12 protein-coding genes are annotated in these 15520 nt (G+C 40.7%); 11 read left to right on the forward strand and 1 reads right to left on the reverse strand.

The window, feature by feature from the left end; translation table 11 throughout:
- Positions 1 to 108 precede the first annotated feature (108 nt).
- From tig to yihA, 5 genes are all read left to right on the forward strand, one after another.
- Positions 109 to 1389 carry a trigger factor gene (gene tig, locus ACXAEO_RS02305; RefSeq protein ID WP_474877487.1) on the forward strand — a complete coding sequence of 427 codons (1281 nt, stop codon included), beginning with the start codon at positions 109 to 111 and terminating at the stop codon, positions 1387 to 1389.
- Positions 1390 to 1818: 429 nt separating this feature from the next.
- Positions 1819 to 3084 carry an ATP-dependent protease ATP-binding subunit ClpX gene (clpX, locus tag ACXAEO_RS02310; protein WP_474877490.1) on the forward strand — a complete coding sequence of 422 codons (1266 nt, stop codon included), beginning with the start codon at positions 1819 to 1821 and terminating at the stop codon, positions 3082 to 3084.
- Positions 3085 to 3304: 220 nt separating this feature from the next.
- Entirely contained in the window at positions 3305 to 4972 is a 1668-nt protein-coding gene (gene lonB / locus ACXAEO_RS02315) for an ATP-dependent protease LonB (RefSeq protein ID WP_474877492.1), read from the forward strand.
- 440 nt (positions 4973 to 5412) lie between these two features.
- Positions 5413 to 7737, forward strand: coding sequence for an endopeptidase La (gene lon / locus ACXAEO_RS02320; protein ID WP_474877494.1), 2325 nt, complete (start codon positions 5413 to 5415; stop codon positions 7735 to 7737).
- On the forward strand, positions 7734 to 8321 hold the full coding sequence (gene yihA, locus ACXAEO_RS02325; protein WP_474877496.1) for a ribosome biogenesis GTP-binding protein YihA/YsxC: 588 nt from the start codon (positions 7734 to 7736) through the stop codon (positions 8319 to 8321). Before lon ends, yihA begins: the two co-directional genes overlap by 4 nt.
- Positions 8322 to 8383: 62 nt before the next feature.
- Here the strand turns inward: yihA and ACXAEO_RS02330 are convergent, their stop codons facing one another.
- Positions 8384 to 8869 (reverse strand): LiaF transmembrane domain-containing protein, encoded by a 486-nt coding sequence (locus tag ACXAEO_RS02330; RefSeq protein WP_474877498.1) that lies wholly within the window; start codon positions 8867 to 8869, stop codon positions 8384 to 8386.
- A gap of 311 nt (positions 8870 to 9180) precedes the next feature.
- On the opposite strand from ACXAEO_RS02330, the gene hemA reads away from it, so the two are divergent.
- The 6 genes from hemA to hemL are packed head-to-tail and all read left to right on the forward strand — an operon-like array spanning position 9181 to position 15416.
- Positions 9181 to 10518, forward strand: a complete 1338-nt coding sequence (gene hemA, locus ACXAEO_RS02335; RefSeq protein WP_474877500.1) for a glutamyl-tRNA reductase — start codon at positions 9181 to 9183, stop codon at positions 10516 to 10518.
- Between the two features lie 18 nt (positions 10519 to 10536).
- On the forward strand, positions 10537 to 11370 hold the full coding sequence (locus ACXAEO_RS02340; RefSeq protein ID WP_474877503.1) for a cytochrome C assembly family protein: 834 nt from the start codon (positions 10537 to 10539) through the stop codon (positions 11368 to 11370).
- 13 nt (positions 11371 to 11383) lie between these two features.
- Positions 11384 to 12316: a hydroxymethylbilane synthase gene (gene hemC / locus ACXAEO_RS02345; protein WP_474877506.1), complete on the forward strand. Its 933-nt coding sequence runs from the start codon at positions 11384 to 11386 to the stop codon at positions 12314 to 12316.
- The gene (locus ACXAEO_RS02350) at positions 12316 to 13125 is read left to right on the forward strand and encodes a uroporphyrinogen-III synthase (RefSeq protein ID WP_474883919.1); all 810 of its coding nucleotides are present in this window, start codon (positions 12316 to 12318) and stop codon (positions 13123 to 13125) included. Before hemC ends, ACXAEO_RS02350 begins: the two co-directional genes overlap by 1 nt.
- Entirely contained in the window at positions 13122 to 14105 is a 984-nt protein-coding gene (gene hemB, locus ACXAEO_RS02355; RefSeq protein ID WP_474877508.1) for a porphobilinogen synthase, read from the forward strand. The genes ACXAEO_RS02350 and hemB overlap by 4 nt, the downstream gene beginning before the upstream one ends.
- A 21-nt stretch (positions 14106 to 14126) precedes the next feature.
- Complete coding sequence (gene hemL, locus ACXAEO_RS02360) at positions 14127 to 15416, forward strand: glutamate-1-semialdehyde 2,1-aminomutase (protein ID WP_474877510.1); 1290 nt, start codon at positions 14127 to 14129, stop codon at positions 15414 to 15416.
- The last annotated feature ends 104 nt before the right edge of the window (positions 15417 to 15520 follow it).

The following is a 15520-nucleotide window of genomic DNA, read 5'->3' on the forward strand; positions in this document are numbered from 1 at the left end:
ATCTTTCCTACATACAGGTGGGGAATGAGATAGATGATGGACAAGGTAGATTCATTATCTGTTCAAAACTACTATAATTTAAAAACCATGCTTTGGAGGGAAACATACATGTCTGCAAAATGGGAAAAACAAGAAGGTAACCAAGGAGTTTTAACAGTAGAAGTTGAAGCTGCTCAATTTAACGAAGCATTAGATAAAGCGTTCCAAAAAGTTGTAAAACAAGTGAACGTTCCTGGATTCCGTAAAGGAAAAATGCCTCGTGCAATGTTCGAAAAACGTTTCGGTGTAGAATCTTTATACCAAGATGCATTAGATATCATTTTACCAGAAGCTTACAGCAAAGCTGTTGAAGAAACTGGCATCGAGCCTGTTGATCGTCCAGAAATCGATATCGAAACAATCGAAGAAGGTCAAAATGTTGTATTCACTGCGAAAGTAACAGTAAAACCTGAAGTAAAATTAGGTGATTACAAAGGCTTAGAAGTGGAGAAACTAGATACAACTGTAACAGAAGCAGACGTAGAAGCAGAGTTAAAATCTCTTCAAGAGCGTAATGCAGAGTTAGTTGTAAAAGAAGGCAAAATCGAGCAAGGCGACATGGCAATCATCGATTTCGAAGGTTTCGTAGATGGTGAAGCATTCGAAGGCGGCAAAGGTGAAAACTACTCTTTAGAAATCGGTTCTGGCACATTCATTCCAGGGTTTGAAGATCAATTAGTAGGTTTAGAAGCTGGAGCAGAAAAAGAAGTGGAAGTAACATTCCCAGAAGAGTATCATGCAGAAGATTTAGCAGGTAAACCAGCTGTATTCAAAACAAAAGTACATGAAGTTAAAACTAAAGAACTTCCAGCTTTAGACGATGAGTTTGCAAAGGATGTAGACGAAGAAGTAGAAACTCTTGATGCGTTAAAAGCGAAAATTCAAGAGCGTTTACAAACAGAGAAAACAAACGAGTCAGAAAACGCTGTTCGTGATGCAGTTGTAGAAAAAGCGGCTGACAACGCAGAAGTAGAAATTCCTGAAGCAATGTTCAACACAGAAAGCGACCGCATGATGCAAGAGTTTGAACAACGTCTTCAAATGCAAGGTTTAAACCTTGAGTTATACTACCAATTCTCTGGTCAAGATGAAAAACTTCTTCGTGACCAAATGCGTCCAGATGCTGAAAAGCGCGTGAAAATCAACTTAACGCTTGAAGCAATCGCAAAAGCTGAAAACCTTGAAGTATCTGATGAAGAAGCAGAAGCAGAATTAGCTCAAATGGCTGAAATGTACAACATTCCTGTGGAAAACATCAAAGGTATGGTTAGCGTTGACGGATTAAAAGAAGACCTTAAAATTCGTAAAGCAATCGATTTTCTTGTAGAAAACAGCAAAACTGTTGCATAATAATAAGTAAGAACAAGGCGCGACTTGATCGTGCCTTGTTTTATACACATCACAATCCATTATTAGACAAAAAAGCCTTGTAGAATGAAGCATCGAATTACATAATCATTTAGCGCGAAGCCTTGTCGGTGGAGAATTTTTGTACATAAAAACGTTTTAGTACCCATTTCTTTTTCACTTATGGTAAAATGCAATACAATACTTTTCTTACTCAAATTGGAATGGGAAGCATGAAATATTTGCAGGGTAATAAGAACACATGATTTTATATACCCAAATTAATGGAAAGCGCAAAAAGGGACAACAGAGAGAACCCTGTCAGGCCCAAAAGGCTTATTAGCTTCAAAGACCTTTCATTCTATTGGCTTTCTCTAATCAAAATGGATGGGAAAAGACTCCGAAAAATGAAAAACTACAAGGGGTGAAATTATGTTTAAGTTTAATGATGAAAAAGGACAACTTAAGTGTTCGTTCTGTGGTAAAACACAAGATCAAGTTCGTAAATTAGTGGCTGGACCAGGTGTCTATATTTGCGATGAATGTATCGAGTTATGTACAGAAATCGTTGAGGAAGAATTAGGCTCTGAAGAAGAAGTAGAGTTTAAGGACGTTCCGAAGCCAAAAGAAATTTGTGAAATTTTAGATGAATATGTCATTGGGCAAAGTGCTGCTAAAAGAGCATTGTCCGTTGCAGTATATAACCATTACAAACGCATTAATTCCAACAGTAAGATTGATGATGTTGAGCTTTCCAAAAGTAACATCGCGATGATTGGACCAACTGGAAGCGGGAAAACATTATTAGCTCAAACTCTTGCGCGTATTTTAAATGTACCGTTTGCTATTGCTGATGCTACATCATTAACTGAAGCAGGATATGTTGGAGAAGATGTTGAGAATATTTTATTAAAATTGATTCAAGCTGCGGACTATGATGTCGAAAAGGCTGAAAAAGGAATCATTTATATTGATGAAATTGATAAAGTGGCGCGTAAATCCGAAAACCCATCGATTACAAGAGATGTATCGGGTGAAGGTGTACAGCAAGCTTTATTAAAAATCTTGGAAGGTACAGTTGCAAGTGTTCCTCCACAAGGCGGAAGAAAACATCCTCATCAAGAATTTATTCAAATTGATACAACGAACATCCTATTCATTTGCGGTGGAGCGTTTGACGGTATCGAACAAATCATTAAACGTCGCTTAGGGAAAAAAGTCATTGGCTTTGGCTCTGAAGCGAAGCAAGATGATTTATCTCAAAAAGAACTTTTAACAAAAGTATTGCCTGAAGATTTGCTGAAATTTGGATTGATTCCAGAATTCATCGGCCGTTTACCAGTCATTGCAAGTCTTGAACAGCTTGATGAGGAAGCATTGGTTGAAATTTTAACAAAACCAAAAAATGCCCTCGTAAAGCAGTATCAAAAAATGCTGGATCTTGATGAAGTGGAATTGGAATTTGAGCAGGAAGCGCTCGTGGAAATCGCGAAAAAAGCGATTGAACGTAAAACGGGAGCACGTGGTCTTCGTTCCATCATTGAAGGAATTATGCTTGATGTGATGTTTGAACTACCATCTCGTGCAGATATTGCGAAATGTATCATCACGGGTGATACTGTTGCGAAACAATCAGCGCCGCGTCTTTTATTAGAAGACGGTTCGACAGTTGAAGCAGGTAGCAAAACATCTGCGTAATGTTAAGACGTTTTTTGTACAAAACGATACTTCACCTTTAGGCAGTTGCCTATTTCCGAAGTGGAAGGTGTGCGGAGTGAACAATTCATTTGTTTGCTCCGTTTTTTTATTGTCTGTTTTTTCTATTAGAGGCTTATTTTTTATGTTGAAAACGGTTTATTCCAACTTATGCAAGGAGATACTAGCATATAATTACATCAAAGAATGCAGGAGGATGTGTATGAGTTGGACTAACATCGTTATTGTAATACAACTTTTTTTCGGAATTGTGATCGGTCTATATTTTTGGAATTTGTTGCGAAATCAACGCACTCAAAAAGTATCCATTGACCGTGAATCGAAAAAAGAAATGGAACACTTACGAAAATTACGCTCCATCACACTAACAGAGCCGCTTGCCGAAAAGGTGAGACCGAAAAGCTTTGATGACATTGTCGGACAAGAAGATGGAATTCGTTCCTTAAAGGCAGCGCTTTGTGGACCGAATCCCCAGCATGTAATTATTTATGGCCCCCCTGGTGTAGGGAAAACAGCAGCAGCGCGACTCGTTATGGAAGAAGCGAAAAAGAATGCGAAATCGCCGTTTAAATCATCTGCTGTCTTTATTGAACTTGATGCGACAACTGCTCGTTTTGATGAAAGAGGAATTGCGGACCCGCTTATTGGTTCGGTTCACGATCCTATTTATCAAGGGGCAGGAGCGATGGGACAAGCTGGTATTCCTCAACCAAAGCAAGGGGCAGTAACAGATGCACATGGAGGTATTTTGTTTATTGATGAAATTGGGGAATTACACCCCATTCAAATGAATAAAATGCTTAAAGTATTAGAAGATCGGAAAGTCTTTTTAGAAAGTGCTTATTATAGTGAGGAAAATAACCAAATTCCGACTCATATCCATGATATTTTTCAAAATGGCTTACCAGCTGACTTTCGGCTAATTGGTGCTACAACAAGAACGCCAAATGAAATTCCTCCGGCGATTCGTTCTCGCTGTCTCGAAGTGTTTTTTCGTGAACTAGACCGAGAAGAAATGGTTTCTGTAGCTAAAATTGCAGCAGAAAAAGTCAAAATGAAAATTTCTGACCAGGGGTTATCTCTATTGGCGGGATATGCTAAAAATGGACGAGAAATGGTCAATATGGTTCAAATTGCAGCAGGACTAGCTATCTCAGCGAACCGCCATGAAATTAAAGATGAGGAAATTGAGTGGATTATCCATTCCAGTCAGTTAAGTCCGCGCCATGAACCGATGATCAAAGAGGAAGCGACCGTAGGAATTGTGAATGGTCTTGCTGTTTATGGACCAAATACGGGAGCGCTGCTCGAAATTGAAGTAACGGCGATTCCGGCGAAAGACAAAGGAAGCATTACCATTACCGGGATTGTGGAAGAAGAAAGCATTGGCGATAGAAGTAAATCAATTCGCCGTAAAAGTATGGCCCGCAGTTCCATCGAGAATGTGGTGACCGTGCTTCGGTCAATGGAAGTCCCGGCACATGAGTATGATATTCATGTGAATTTTCCGGGTGGAGTTCCCATTGACGGACCATCTGCAGGTATTGCCATGGCGACCGGAATTTATTCAGCTATCTATAAAATTCCTATCAAAAATATTGTGTCTATGACAGGAGAAATTGGACTGCATGGGCATGTAAAGCCGATTGGCGGTGTTGTACCGAAAGTGAAGGCAGCTAAACAAGCTGGTGCTCAGATGGTCATCGTTCCTAAGGAAAATGTGAATGCACTTGTGAAAGAAATTGAAGGAATTCAACTAATTCCTGTCACTCATCTAGATGAAGTGTTGGCAACCTCATTGGTATTAAATGAATCCAACATTTTAGATTTGAAGGACACTTCTTCTTTTTCCGCAACCGAGTCATTGTAAGGGGAACATACGTATAAAGGTAAGCAGTTGCTGGGAACGGAAAGGTTATTTTGTATTAATTGGCAGGAAGTTCTAACTGATGAGCGTTTCCTTCTTGTTACGAGTTATAAACTTTGAGCAGTTCATACATGATAAGCAAGGTGTCGGGAAAGAATGTTACTCTTTTTCCGGCACCTTTGTTGTGTAACTAAACGTTGGTAATAAATGATTTCCAAGACATTCACTAGAATGGATGGAAAACGTTTAAACTAAGAAAGGATTTTTCAACTATTGTTTTGAAATAAACGCTCCAGCTGTTTATGGACGTGAAGGGAAATAAAGGGATAAATATAAGGAAAGTGTTCTAAAGACCTATGTATTAGACATTACTATATAAATGAGATAGAATTGTAAAAAGATTTGATAATTCACTTGATTAATTTATTGGAGGTGTTCGTGTAATGGCGAATCCTAAAGAGATAATCGTTCCCCTCCTGCCGCTAAGAGGCTTGTTAGTTTACCCAACAATGGTGCTTCACCTCGATGTTGGCCGAGATAAATCTGTCCAAGCACTGGAAAGAGCAATGGTGGAAGACCACCATGTTTTTCTAGTAACTCAACAGGATATGGCAGTGGATGATCCGAAAGAAGAAGATTTATACCGTGTTGGAACATTGGCGAAAATTAAACAAATGTTAAAACTTCCAAATGGAACTATTCGCGTCTTAGTAGAGGGACTAAATCGTGCAAAGCTTGTTTCATTTGCTCAAAAAGATGAAGTATATGTTGTAAATGTCGAGTCGTATTCAGAAAACTATGAAGCTGATGCAGAAGATAAAGCTTTTATGAGGACGCTTTTGGATTATTTTGATCAATATATTAAGCTGTCTAAAAAAGTGTCAGCTGAAACATTCTCTTCTGTGGCCGATATTGAAGAACCAGGGCGTTTGGCCGATTTGGTGGCGTCGCATTTGCCAATAAAGGTAAGTGAGAAGCAAGCCATTTTAGAGACGTTTGATGTAAAAGAGCGATTGCATGCAGTCATTACATATATCCAAAACGAAAAAGAAGTGCTGCAGCTTGAGAAAAAGATTGGCCAGCGCGTAAAAAAATCAATGGAGCGCACGCAAAAAGAGTACTATTTGCGTGAGCAAATGAAGGCGATTCAAAAAGAGCTTGGTGACAAAGAAGGCAAAACGGGTGAGGTTGCGGCGCTTAAAGAGAAAATCGAAGCTGCAGGCATGCCGGAACACGTTGAAAAGGCCGCTTTAAAAGAACTTGAACGCTATGAAAAAATACCGGCAAGTTCAGCCGAAAGCTCCGTAATTCGTAACTATGTCGAATGGCTTATTGCGTTACCTTGGACGAAAGCAACGGAAGATATACTCGATATCCATCGGGCAGAGAAGATTTTAAATGATGAACATTATGGATTAGAAAAAGTAAAAGAGCGAGTATTGGAATATTTGGCAGTCCAACAGCTAACCAAATCGTTAAAAGGTCCGATTCTTTGCTTAGCAGGACCTCCAGGTGTAGGGAAAACATCTTTAGCCCGCTCAATCGCGACATCGATGAACCGCAACTTTGTCCGCATTTCTTTAGGTGGAGTTCGTGATGAATCAGAAATTCGTGGACATCGCCGGACATATGTCGGAGCTATGCCTGGACGAATTATTCAAGGAATGAAGAAGGCAGAGACCATCAATCCTGTGTTCTTGTTGGATGAAATAGATAAGATGTCGAGTGATTTCCGCGGTGACCCGTCTTCAGCAATGCTAGAAGTACTCGATCCAGAACAAAATCATAATTTCAGTGATCATTACATCGAGGAAACGTATGATTTATCGAAAGTAATGTTCATTGCTACAGCTAACAATTTAGCAACCATTCCAGGTCCTTTACGTGACCGAATGGAAATTATTAATATTGCTGGATACACAGAGATTGAAAAGCTTGAAATTGCCAAACGTCATTTGTTTATGCGCCAGCTTCAAAACCATGGATTGCAAAAATCCCATCTTCAAATTCGGGATGATGCTTTTCTTGCTATTATTCGTTTATATACACGAGAAGCAGGGGTGCGTAGCTTAGAGCGTGAAATTGCCTCCATTTGCCGTAAAGCCGCTAAAATCATCGTATCAGGTGAGAAGAAGCGGGTTGTGTTAACGGAAAAGAATGTAGAAGAATTTTTAGGGAAACCGAGATTCCGCTATGGCCAAGCAGAGTTGGAGGACCAAATTGGGGTCGCAACAGGTCTTGCTTATACGACAGTAGGCGGCGATACGCTTGCTATTGAAGTAAGTGTCACGCCAGGTAAGGGCAAGCTCGTTCTAACTGGAAAACTTGGAGATGTCATGAAGGAATCTGCACAGGCGGCTTTCAGTTATATTCGTTCCCGTTCGAAAGAGTTGAACATTGAAGAGAATTTCCATGAAAAAAATGATATCCATATCCATGTCCCAGAAGGTGCTGTGCCGAAAGACGGCCCATCAGCAGGTATTACGATTGCCACTGCACTAATCTCTGCGTTAACGAACAAACCGGTCCGTAAAGAAGTAGGGATGACAGGTGAAATTACGTTGCGAGGACGAGTGCTTCCAATCGGTGGACTTAAAGAGAAATCATTAAGTGCTCATCGTGCGGGATTGACAAAGATCCTCATTCCGAGAGACAATGAAAAGGATATTGAAGATATACCAGAAAGTGTGCGTGAAGATTTAACAATTGTCCTCGTTTCCCATTTGGATGAGGTGTTAAAACACGCGATTGCAGAGGAGTCAAAATGAAAGTACAAAATGCAGAAATCGTGATTAGTGCAGTTAAGCCTGATCAATATCCGGAAGGAAATTTACCTGAAATTGCGTTGGCAGGAAGATCGAATGTTGGAAAATCTTCATTCATCAATAAATTGCTGAATCGCAAAAACTTAGCTAGAACATCATCAAAGCCTGGAAAAACGCAAACATTGAATTTTTATTTAATTAACGAAGACCTTCATTTCGTGGATGTACCAGGATATGGGTATGCGAAAGTCTCCAAAAAAGAGCGCGAAGCATGGGGGAAGATGATTGAAACGTATTTCACAACAAGAGAAGCCCTTAAAGCGGTTGTGCTTATTGTAGATTTGCGCCATCCACCAACAAATGATGATGTAATGATGTATAACTTTTTAAAGCATTACGACATTCCTGCCATTATCATCGCAACAAAAGCGGATAAAATTCCGAAAGGGAAATGGCAAAAGCATTTAAAGGTTACAAAAGACACACTGGACCTAGAAAAAGGCGATGAACTCATTCTTTTCTCTTCAGAAACAGGTGAAGGAAAAGACAAGGCGTGGGGCGCTATTCGAAAGTTTGCAGGCATTTAAAGTGAATGAAAAAGGAGATGAATGAGTCGATTCATCTCCTTTTTCTCTATGTATCGAATAGTTTACTTCCGTTTAAAAAATAATAAGTATAATCCAATCATTAACAAAAGGAGTGGCCAAAATTTCCAAACGTAACTAAAATGCTGCTCGAAAAGTGCAGTCCAAGTTCGAAGGCGATCGGAAAACATCATGACCATTGAAAAGATGAATAAGAAAATTCCTTGAAGAAGGTTCGCGTGATTTTTCCTTGAGCTAAGCAAAAAGCTGAGTGCAATCATGAATAATACCATCCCGATATGCTTCGGCCAAAAGGAAAAAAGCGAGACAGCGTGAAAATGAATGCCTAATGTAAGCAAAAGCATGCCAGGCAATAATTGCTGAAAATCATACGCTCTGTATGCCTGTACAATCATCGCGATTCCGACTAAAAGAAGTAGTGTAGGCCAAGAGTGCAACTTTGCAAATAAGGGAAATGGAAAGCGGTTCATCAAAAGGAAAAACGAAAAACCTACAAACATAATGCCAAAGAAGACGGTTTGCTTTTTCATGGATGACCTCCTGAAGTTATGTACGGGAAACTTGATTGTTACTTTCATTTTTGGTATAAATAGGGCATTGAGGCTATGAACATGTTAGTAAGTTACGGTTCTGTCCCCTATTAAAACAGGTGGGCCGATGCGACGGTTAAGAGCGAGATAATCTCATGGATAGAGACGAGCTTGCTCCGTTTTTCTAGACATAATCTTACCATATGTTTTCAAATACTGTTCACATTTTTTTAGAAGAAATAGACAGAAACATGGTATAATGGTGTAGGTATCATCAGTTATTTTTCATTGGATGAGGGGGTAACGAGCAAATGCACATTATCGCAGTAGGCGTAAACTATAGAACAGCCCCTGTTGAAATTCGTGAGAAGCTTAGCTTCAATGAGAATGAATTAGTGTCTGCTATGACAGCTTTGAAAAATCAAAAAAGCATCCTCGAAAACATCATTGTTTCTACGTGCAACCGTACGGAAATTTACGCGGTCGTAGATCAAGTGCATACAGGACGCTATTATGTTAAAGCTTTCTTATCTGAATGGTTTCAAATAGATAAAGAAGAGTTTTCACCATTTTTGCGAATCTTTGAAGGCGATGCAGCAGTCGAACATTTGTATCGAGTGGCGTGCGGTCTTGATTCAATGGTATTAGGTGAAACACAAATCTTAGGACAGGTTCGTTCAAGCTTTTTATTAGCGCAAGAAAAACAAACGATTGGTACCGTTTTCAATCAGTTATTTAAACAAGCGGTCACTTTGGCGAAGCGTGCCCATCATGAAACAGAAATCGGTTCAAATGCGGTTTCTGTCAGTTATGCTGCTGTTGAACTAGCGAAGAAAATTTTAGGGGATTTGTCATCAACAGAGGTACTGATTTTAGGTGCCGGCAAAATGGGGGAATTAGCTGTCCAAAATTTATATGGCAGCGGTGCGAAAAAAGTCACGGTCGTCAATCGTACATTTGAAAAAGCGCAGGAATTAGCGAATCGCTTCTCAGGTCAAGCAAAGCGGCTATCAGAGCTTCAATGTGCTTTAGTTGAAGCAGACATCTTAATTAGTTCAACAGGTGCAAAAGACTTTGTCATTACAAAGCAAATGGTACAAGAAGTGGAGCGCCTTAGAAAGGGGCGTCCACTGTTTATGGTAGATATTGCTGTCCCACGTGATCTTGATCCAGCGCTTGCGGAACTGGAAAGTGTCTTTTTATATGATATTGATGATTTAGAAGGCATTGTCCAAGCAAATCTTCAAGAACGCCAAAAAGCAGCTGAACAAATTGAAATCATGATTGAAGGGGAAATTGTCGATTTCAAACAGTGGTTGGGTACGCTTGGAGTTGTCCCAATTATTTCAGCTCTCCGCCAAAAGGCGCTTGCTGTTCAAGCTGACACGATGGAAAGCATTGAACGTAAATTACCGCATTTATCGGAACGTGATCGAAAAGTGTTGAGCAAGCATACGAAAAGTATTATTAACCAGCTTCTCCGTGATCCGATTTTGCGTGTGAAAGAGCTTGCTGCTGAACCGAATGCGGAAGAATCGTTGCAATTATTCATGAAGATTTTTGATATTGAAGAGGCAGCAACAGAGCAAATACAAGTGGAAAAGGCAGGAGTTGCACCATCAGTCCACAAAGCCAGTTATCAATCATAAGGAGAGGAGACTTTCTCGATGATTGATTTCAACTTGACGCGTATTTATGAGCTAACCGTTGTGTTATATGCTTTTAGTGTGTTGCTATATTTCATCGATTTTCTGCACAATAACCGGAAGGCGAATCAAGCGGCCTTCTGGTTACTTGCTATTGTATGGATTTTACAAACGGCCTTTCTTTGCTTAAGAATGTATGAAACAGGCCGATTCCCAATTTTGACCCTTTTTGAGGGACTTTATTTCTATACGTGGGTACTGATTACCCTTTCATTGATCATCAACCGTCTGTTGAGGGTTGATTTTATTGTCTTTTTTGCCAATGTGATTGGCTTTTTTATTATGGCGTTGCACACGTTTACGCCTGTTCAGCATCAATCGACCGTGGAAGCAGAAATGCTTGTATCCGAGCTGCTTATTATTCATATTACCATGGCGATTTTGTCGTACGGGGCATTTTCCATTTCGTTTGTCTTTTCCACTTTGTATTTAATTCAATACAATTTGCTGAAAAAGAAGAAATGGGGGAAACGTTTGCTTCGGATTCAAGATTTAACGAAGCTTGACCATATGTCTTACGTCTCCAATATGATTGGTGTTCCGATGCTCTTATTATCTTTGCTTCTTGGAGTTATATGGGCTTCGATTAAAATTCCCACTTTTCAGTGGTATGACGCGAAAGTATTAGGCTCTTTCTTTGTCTTATTAGTGTATAGCGTCTATTTATATATTCGTGTAGGAAAAGGACTGCAAGGAAAGTCTACAGCTATTTGGAACATCGCTCTTTTTTTAGTGGTGCTCATAAACTTTTTCCTATTTGGAAGTCTTTCAAATTTTCATATTTGGTATTCATGATGAGGTGAAATGCATGCGGAAAATTATTGTCGGTTCACGCCGTAGTAAGTTAGCGATGACTCAAACAAATTGGGTTATCGATCAATTGAAAAAAACAGGTCTTCCTTATGAATTTGAAGTGAAAGAAATTGTAACAAAAGGAGATGAAATTTTAAACGTCACCCTTTCTAAAGTAGGGGGGAAAGGGTTGTTTGTAAAAGAAATTGAGCAAGCGATGCTGGATCAGGAAATTGATATGGCTGTTCACAGTATGAAAGATATGCCGGCTGTTTTACCTGACGGCTTAGTCGTTGGGTGCATTCCGCCACGTGAAGACCATCGTGATGTGTTAATTTCAAAAAACGGGGAGACTTTGGATGAACTTCCAAGCGGAGCTGTTATCGGAACGAGCAGCTTGCGTCGGAGTGCCCAACTTTTAGCGAAGCGCCCGGACTTAACAGTGAAATGGATTCGAGGTAATATTGATACGCGTCTTGAAAAGCTGAAAACAGAAGACTATGATGCCATTATTTTAGCAGCAGCTGGTCTTGCTCGTATGGGTTGGTCAAAGGACATTGTCACGGAATATTTGGACCCTGAATTAAGTGTTCCAGCAGTAGGGCAAGGTGCATTGTCTATTGAGTGTCGAGAAGACGATCACGATTTGTTGCAATTATTAGCTCACTTGAATGACAGCTCAACAAATAAAGCCGTCCAGGCAGAACGTGCTTTCCTTCATAAGATGGAGGGCGGATGCCAAGTGCCGATTGCCGGATATGCACGGTTACTAGATGAACAGGAAGTAGAGTTAACGGTGTTAGTAGGCGCTCCAGATGGTTCTATTATTTATAAAGAGCAAGTAACGGGAACGAATCCCATCGAACTTGGACATGAAGCGGCAAGACGTTTATCCGAGCGAGGCGCGAAACAATTGATTGAGAGTGTAAAAGAGGAGCTTGACAAGTGATGAGTGGCAACGCTCCTCTTTTTTTAAAGAAAATTTTAGTAACACGAGGTGCGAGACAAGCTTCGTTGTTTTCAAAGCAAATTGCTGATAGGGGAGGAATCCCTATTGAAAGCCCGTTGCTTACATTTGAGCCGATTGTGGAAAAAGAACAGCTGAAAGCGCTGTATGAGTTAGCTAATTTTCAATGGCTAGTCTTTACAAGTCAAAATGGTCTCTTCTTTTTTATGCAACTAATGGAAAAATATAAGATAAATCCTCACATTTTGCGTACACTAAAGATAGCAATTGTCGGTAAAAAAACGGAACAGGAACTTCGGAAATATGGATTAGAAGCGTCTGTCATACCGGAAGAATATGTAGCGGAAAATTTGCTTCAATCCCTTTTGCCGCGTCTTCAGTCAACTGATAAGGTGTTGATTGTACGTGGGAACTTAGGGCGTACCGTTATTAAAGATGGACTAGTAGAGCAAGGGTATGAAGCAGAAGAACTCATTGCTTATGTGACTGTTCCAAATGCCCAAGCGAAACAGCCGCTAAGGGAGCTGTTAATGAACGGTGAGCTTGATGCGATCACGTTTACGAGCTCATCAACGGTTACCTTCTTTATGGAGATGGTGGAAGACTTGCCTTGGCAACAGTTGTTGGAAAATTGCCCTATTATATGCATTGGTCCCATTACGGCAGCCACCGCGGAATCCTTCGGAATGAGAGAGTATCTTGTTCCCTCTCAATATACGATAAATGGTATGATAGACGTGTTAATTGATCATTTTTCCGTTTGGCAGGAAGAAAAGGAGGAAAGAGAATGAAAGATTTACAATTTACTCGTCACCGCCGTTTGCGTCAATCTGCTAATATGCGGGCGCTTGTGCGTGAAACTTTTTTACATAAGGAAGATTTAATTTACCCGATTTTTGTGGTGGAAGGTGAAAATAAGCGTAATCCGGTGAAGTCTATGCCCGGAGTGGATCAAATCTCACTTGATGTCATCCCAGAAGAAATGAAGGAAGTCGTGGAGCTTGGAATTAAGTCTGTTATCGTATTCGGTGTTCCGAATGATAAGGATGAAGTTGGTTCTGGTGCTTATCATGACCACGGAATTGTGCAGGAAGCAACTCGACGAATTAAAGAGCATTATCCGGATTTGATTGTTATTGCCGATACATGCTTATGCGAATATACAAGCCATGGCCATTGCGGCGTGATTGAAGGGGAACAAGTACTTAACGATCCATCCCTTGATTTATTGGCGAAAACAGCAGTCAGCCAGGCACAAGCAGGAGCGGATATTATTGCTCCATCGAATATGATGGACGGCTTCGTTACGGCTATTCGCCACGGTTTAGATGAAGCGGGCTTTGAGCATATTCCCATTATGTCGTATGCGGTGAAATATGCGTCTGCTTTTTACGGTCCATTTCGTGATGCAGCTGAATCCGCACCGCAATTTGGGGATCGTAAAACGTATCAAATGGACCCGGCGAACCGTTTAGAAGCGCTTCGTGAAGCAGAATCAGACGTTGCGGAAGGCGCAGATTTCCTCATTGTAAAACCAGCTATGTCTTATATGGACATTATGCGTGATGTCAAAAACCATTTTAACCTTCCACTTGTGGCGTACAATGTGAGTGGAGAGTATGCGATGGTGAAAGCAGCAACGGCCAACGGCTGGATTGATGAAAAAGGCATCGTAATGGAATTGTTAACAGGCATGAAACGTGCAGGAGTCGATTTAATTATTACGTATCACGCAAAAGATGTAGCCCGGTGGTTATCGGAGCAGCAATAATTATACATAAGGGGGATTATCATGCGAAGCTATGAAAAATCAAAAGCAGCTTTTCTTGAAGCAAAACAGTTAATGCCCGGCGGAGTAAACAGCCCTGTTCGTGCGTTTAAATCGGTGAAAATGGACCCGATTTTTATGGAGCGAGGAAAAGGCGCTAAAATTTATGACATTGACGGAAATGAATATATTGATTACGTCCTTTCTTGGGGACCGCTTATTCATGGTCATGCGAATGATCGCGTAGTCGAAGCTATCAAAAAAGTAACTGAGTCCGGTACAAGCTTTGGAGCACCAACGATTAGCGAAAATGAATTGGCAAAGCTTGTTATTGAACGTGTTCCTTCTATTGAGGTTGTGCGTATGGTGAGCTCCGGTACAGAAGCGACGATGAGTGCACTTCGTCTTGCTCGCGGCTATACGGGCCGAAATAAAATTTTAAAATTTGAAGGGTGCTATCACGGCCACGGGGATTCATTGCTAATTAAGGCAGGCTCTGGTGTGGCAACATTAGGATTACCTGACAGCCCAGGTGTTCCGGAGGGTGTGGCGCAAAATACGATTACGGTTCCTTACAATGACCTGGAAAGTGTTAAATTCGCCTTTGAACAATTCGGAGAAGACATTGCTGGTGTCATCGTTGAGCCGGTTGCCGGAAACATGGGGGTTGTTCCACCACAACCTGGTTTCCTTGAAGGATTGCGCAGCATTACCGAACAATACGGGACGGTTCTTATTTTTGATGAGGTCATGACAGGTTTCCGTGTGGACTATCAATGTGCACAAGGATACTTTGGGGTAACGCCTGACTTAACATGTCTTGGAAAAGTGATTGGCGGAGGTCTTCCTGTCGGAGCATATGGCGGTAAGGCAGAAATTATGGAACAAATTGCTCCGAGCGGGCCGATTTATCAAGCAGGTACGCTGTCTGGAAATCCATTGGCGATGACAGCGGGCTATGAAACGCTTATTCAATTAACGCCTTCTTCCTACGAGGAGTTTGGACGAAAAGCTGATCGTCTTCAAGAGGGATTGCAGGCAGCTGCGGCGAAGTATGATATCCCTCATACGATTAATCGAGCAGGTTCCATGATTGGCTTCTTCTTCACGAATGAAGATGTGATCAATTATGAAAAAGCGAAAACATCGAACTTAGATTATTTTGGAACATACTACCGTGAAATGGCGAACAATGGCGTGTTCTTGCCGCCATCCCAGTTTGAAGGGCTGTTCTTATCTACTGCTCACAGTGATGAAGATATTGAAAAAACGATTGAAGCGGCTGATAAGGCGTTTGCAGTTATTAAAGGTTAACAACTCGATAAGTTAACTAACCATCGGTCGAGGATGAAGAGAAACCTTATCAATGGAACTCCTTTATCCTTCGAAAATGGCGTAAAAAAGAGCTCCTATCTTTT

The sequence above is a fragment of the Bacillus sp. ABA4_010 genome (genome assembly GCF_056159105.1).

Coding starts and splice junctions, on each gene's coding strand:
- clpX (WP_474877490.1), top strand. CDS start 1,819: ATGTTTAAGTTTAATGATGAAAAAGGACAACTTAAGTGTTCGTTCTGT.
- tig (WP_474877487.1), top strand. CDS start 109: ATGTCTGCAAAATGGGAAAAACAAGAAGGTAACCAAGGAGTTTTAACA.
- hemA (WP_474877500.1), top strand. CDS start 9,181: ATGCACATTATCGCAGTAGGCGTAAACTATAGAACAGCCCCTGTTGAA.
- hemC (WP_474877506.1), top strand. CDS start 11,384: ATGCGGAAAATTATTGTCGGTTCACGCCGTAGTAAGTTAGCGATGACT.
- lonB (WP_474877492.1), top strand. CDS start 3,305: ATGAGTTGGACTAACATCGTTATTGTAATACAACTTTTTTTCGGAATT.
- hemL (WP_474877510.1), top strand. CDS start 14,127: ATGCGAAGCTATGAAAAATCAAAAGCAGCTTTTCTTGAAGCAAAACAG.
- ACXAEO_RS02350 (WP_474883919.1), top strand. CDS start 12,316: ATGAGTGGCAACGCTCCTCTTTTTTTAAAGAAAATTTTAGTAACACGA.
- yihA (WP_474877496.1), top strand. CDS start 7,734: ATGAAAGTACAAAATGCAGAAATCGTGATTAGTGCAGTTAAGCCTGAT.
- hemB (WP_474877508.1), top strand. CDS start 13,122: ATGAAAGATTTACAATTTACTCGTCACCGCCGTTTGCGTCAATCTGCT.
- ACXAEO_RS02330 (WP_474877498.1), bottom strand. CDS start 8,869: ATGAAAAAGCAAACCGTCTTCTTTGGCATTATGTTTGTAGGTTTTTCG.
- ACXAEO_RS02340 (WP_474877503.1), top strand. CDS start 10,537: ATGATTGATTTCAACTTGACGCGTATTTATGAGCTAACCGTTGTGTTA.
- lon (WP_474877494.1), top strand. CDS start 5,413: ATGGCGAATCCTAAAGAGATAATCGTTCCCCTCCTGCCGCTAAGAGGC.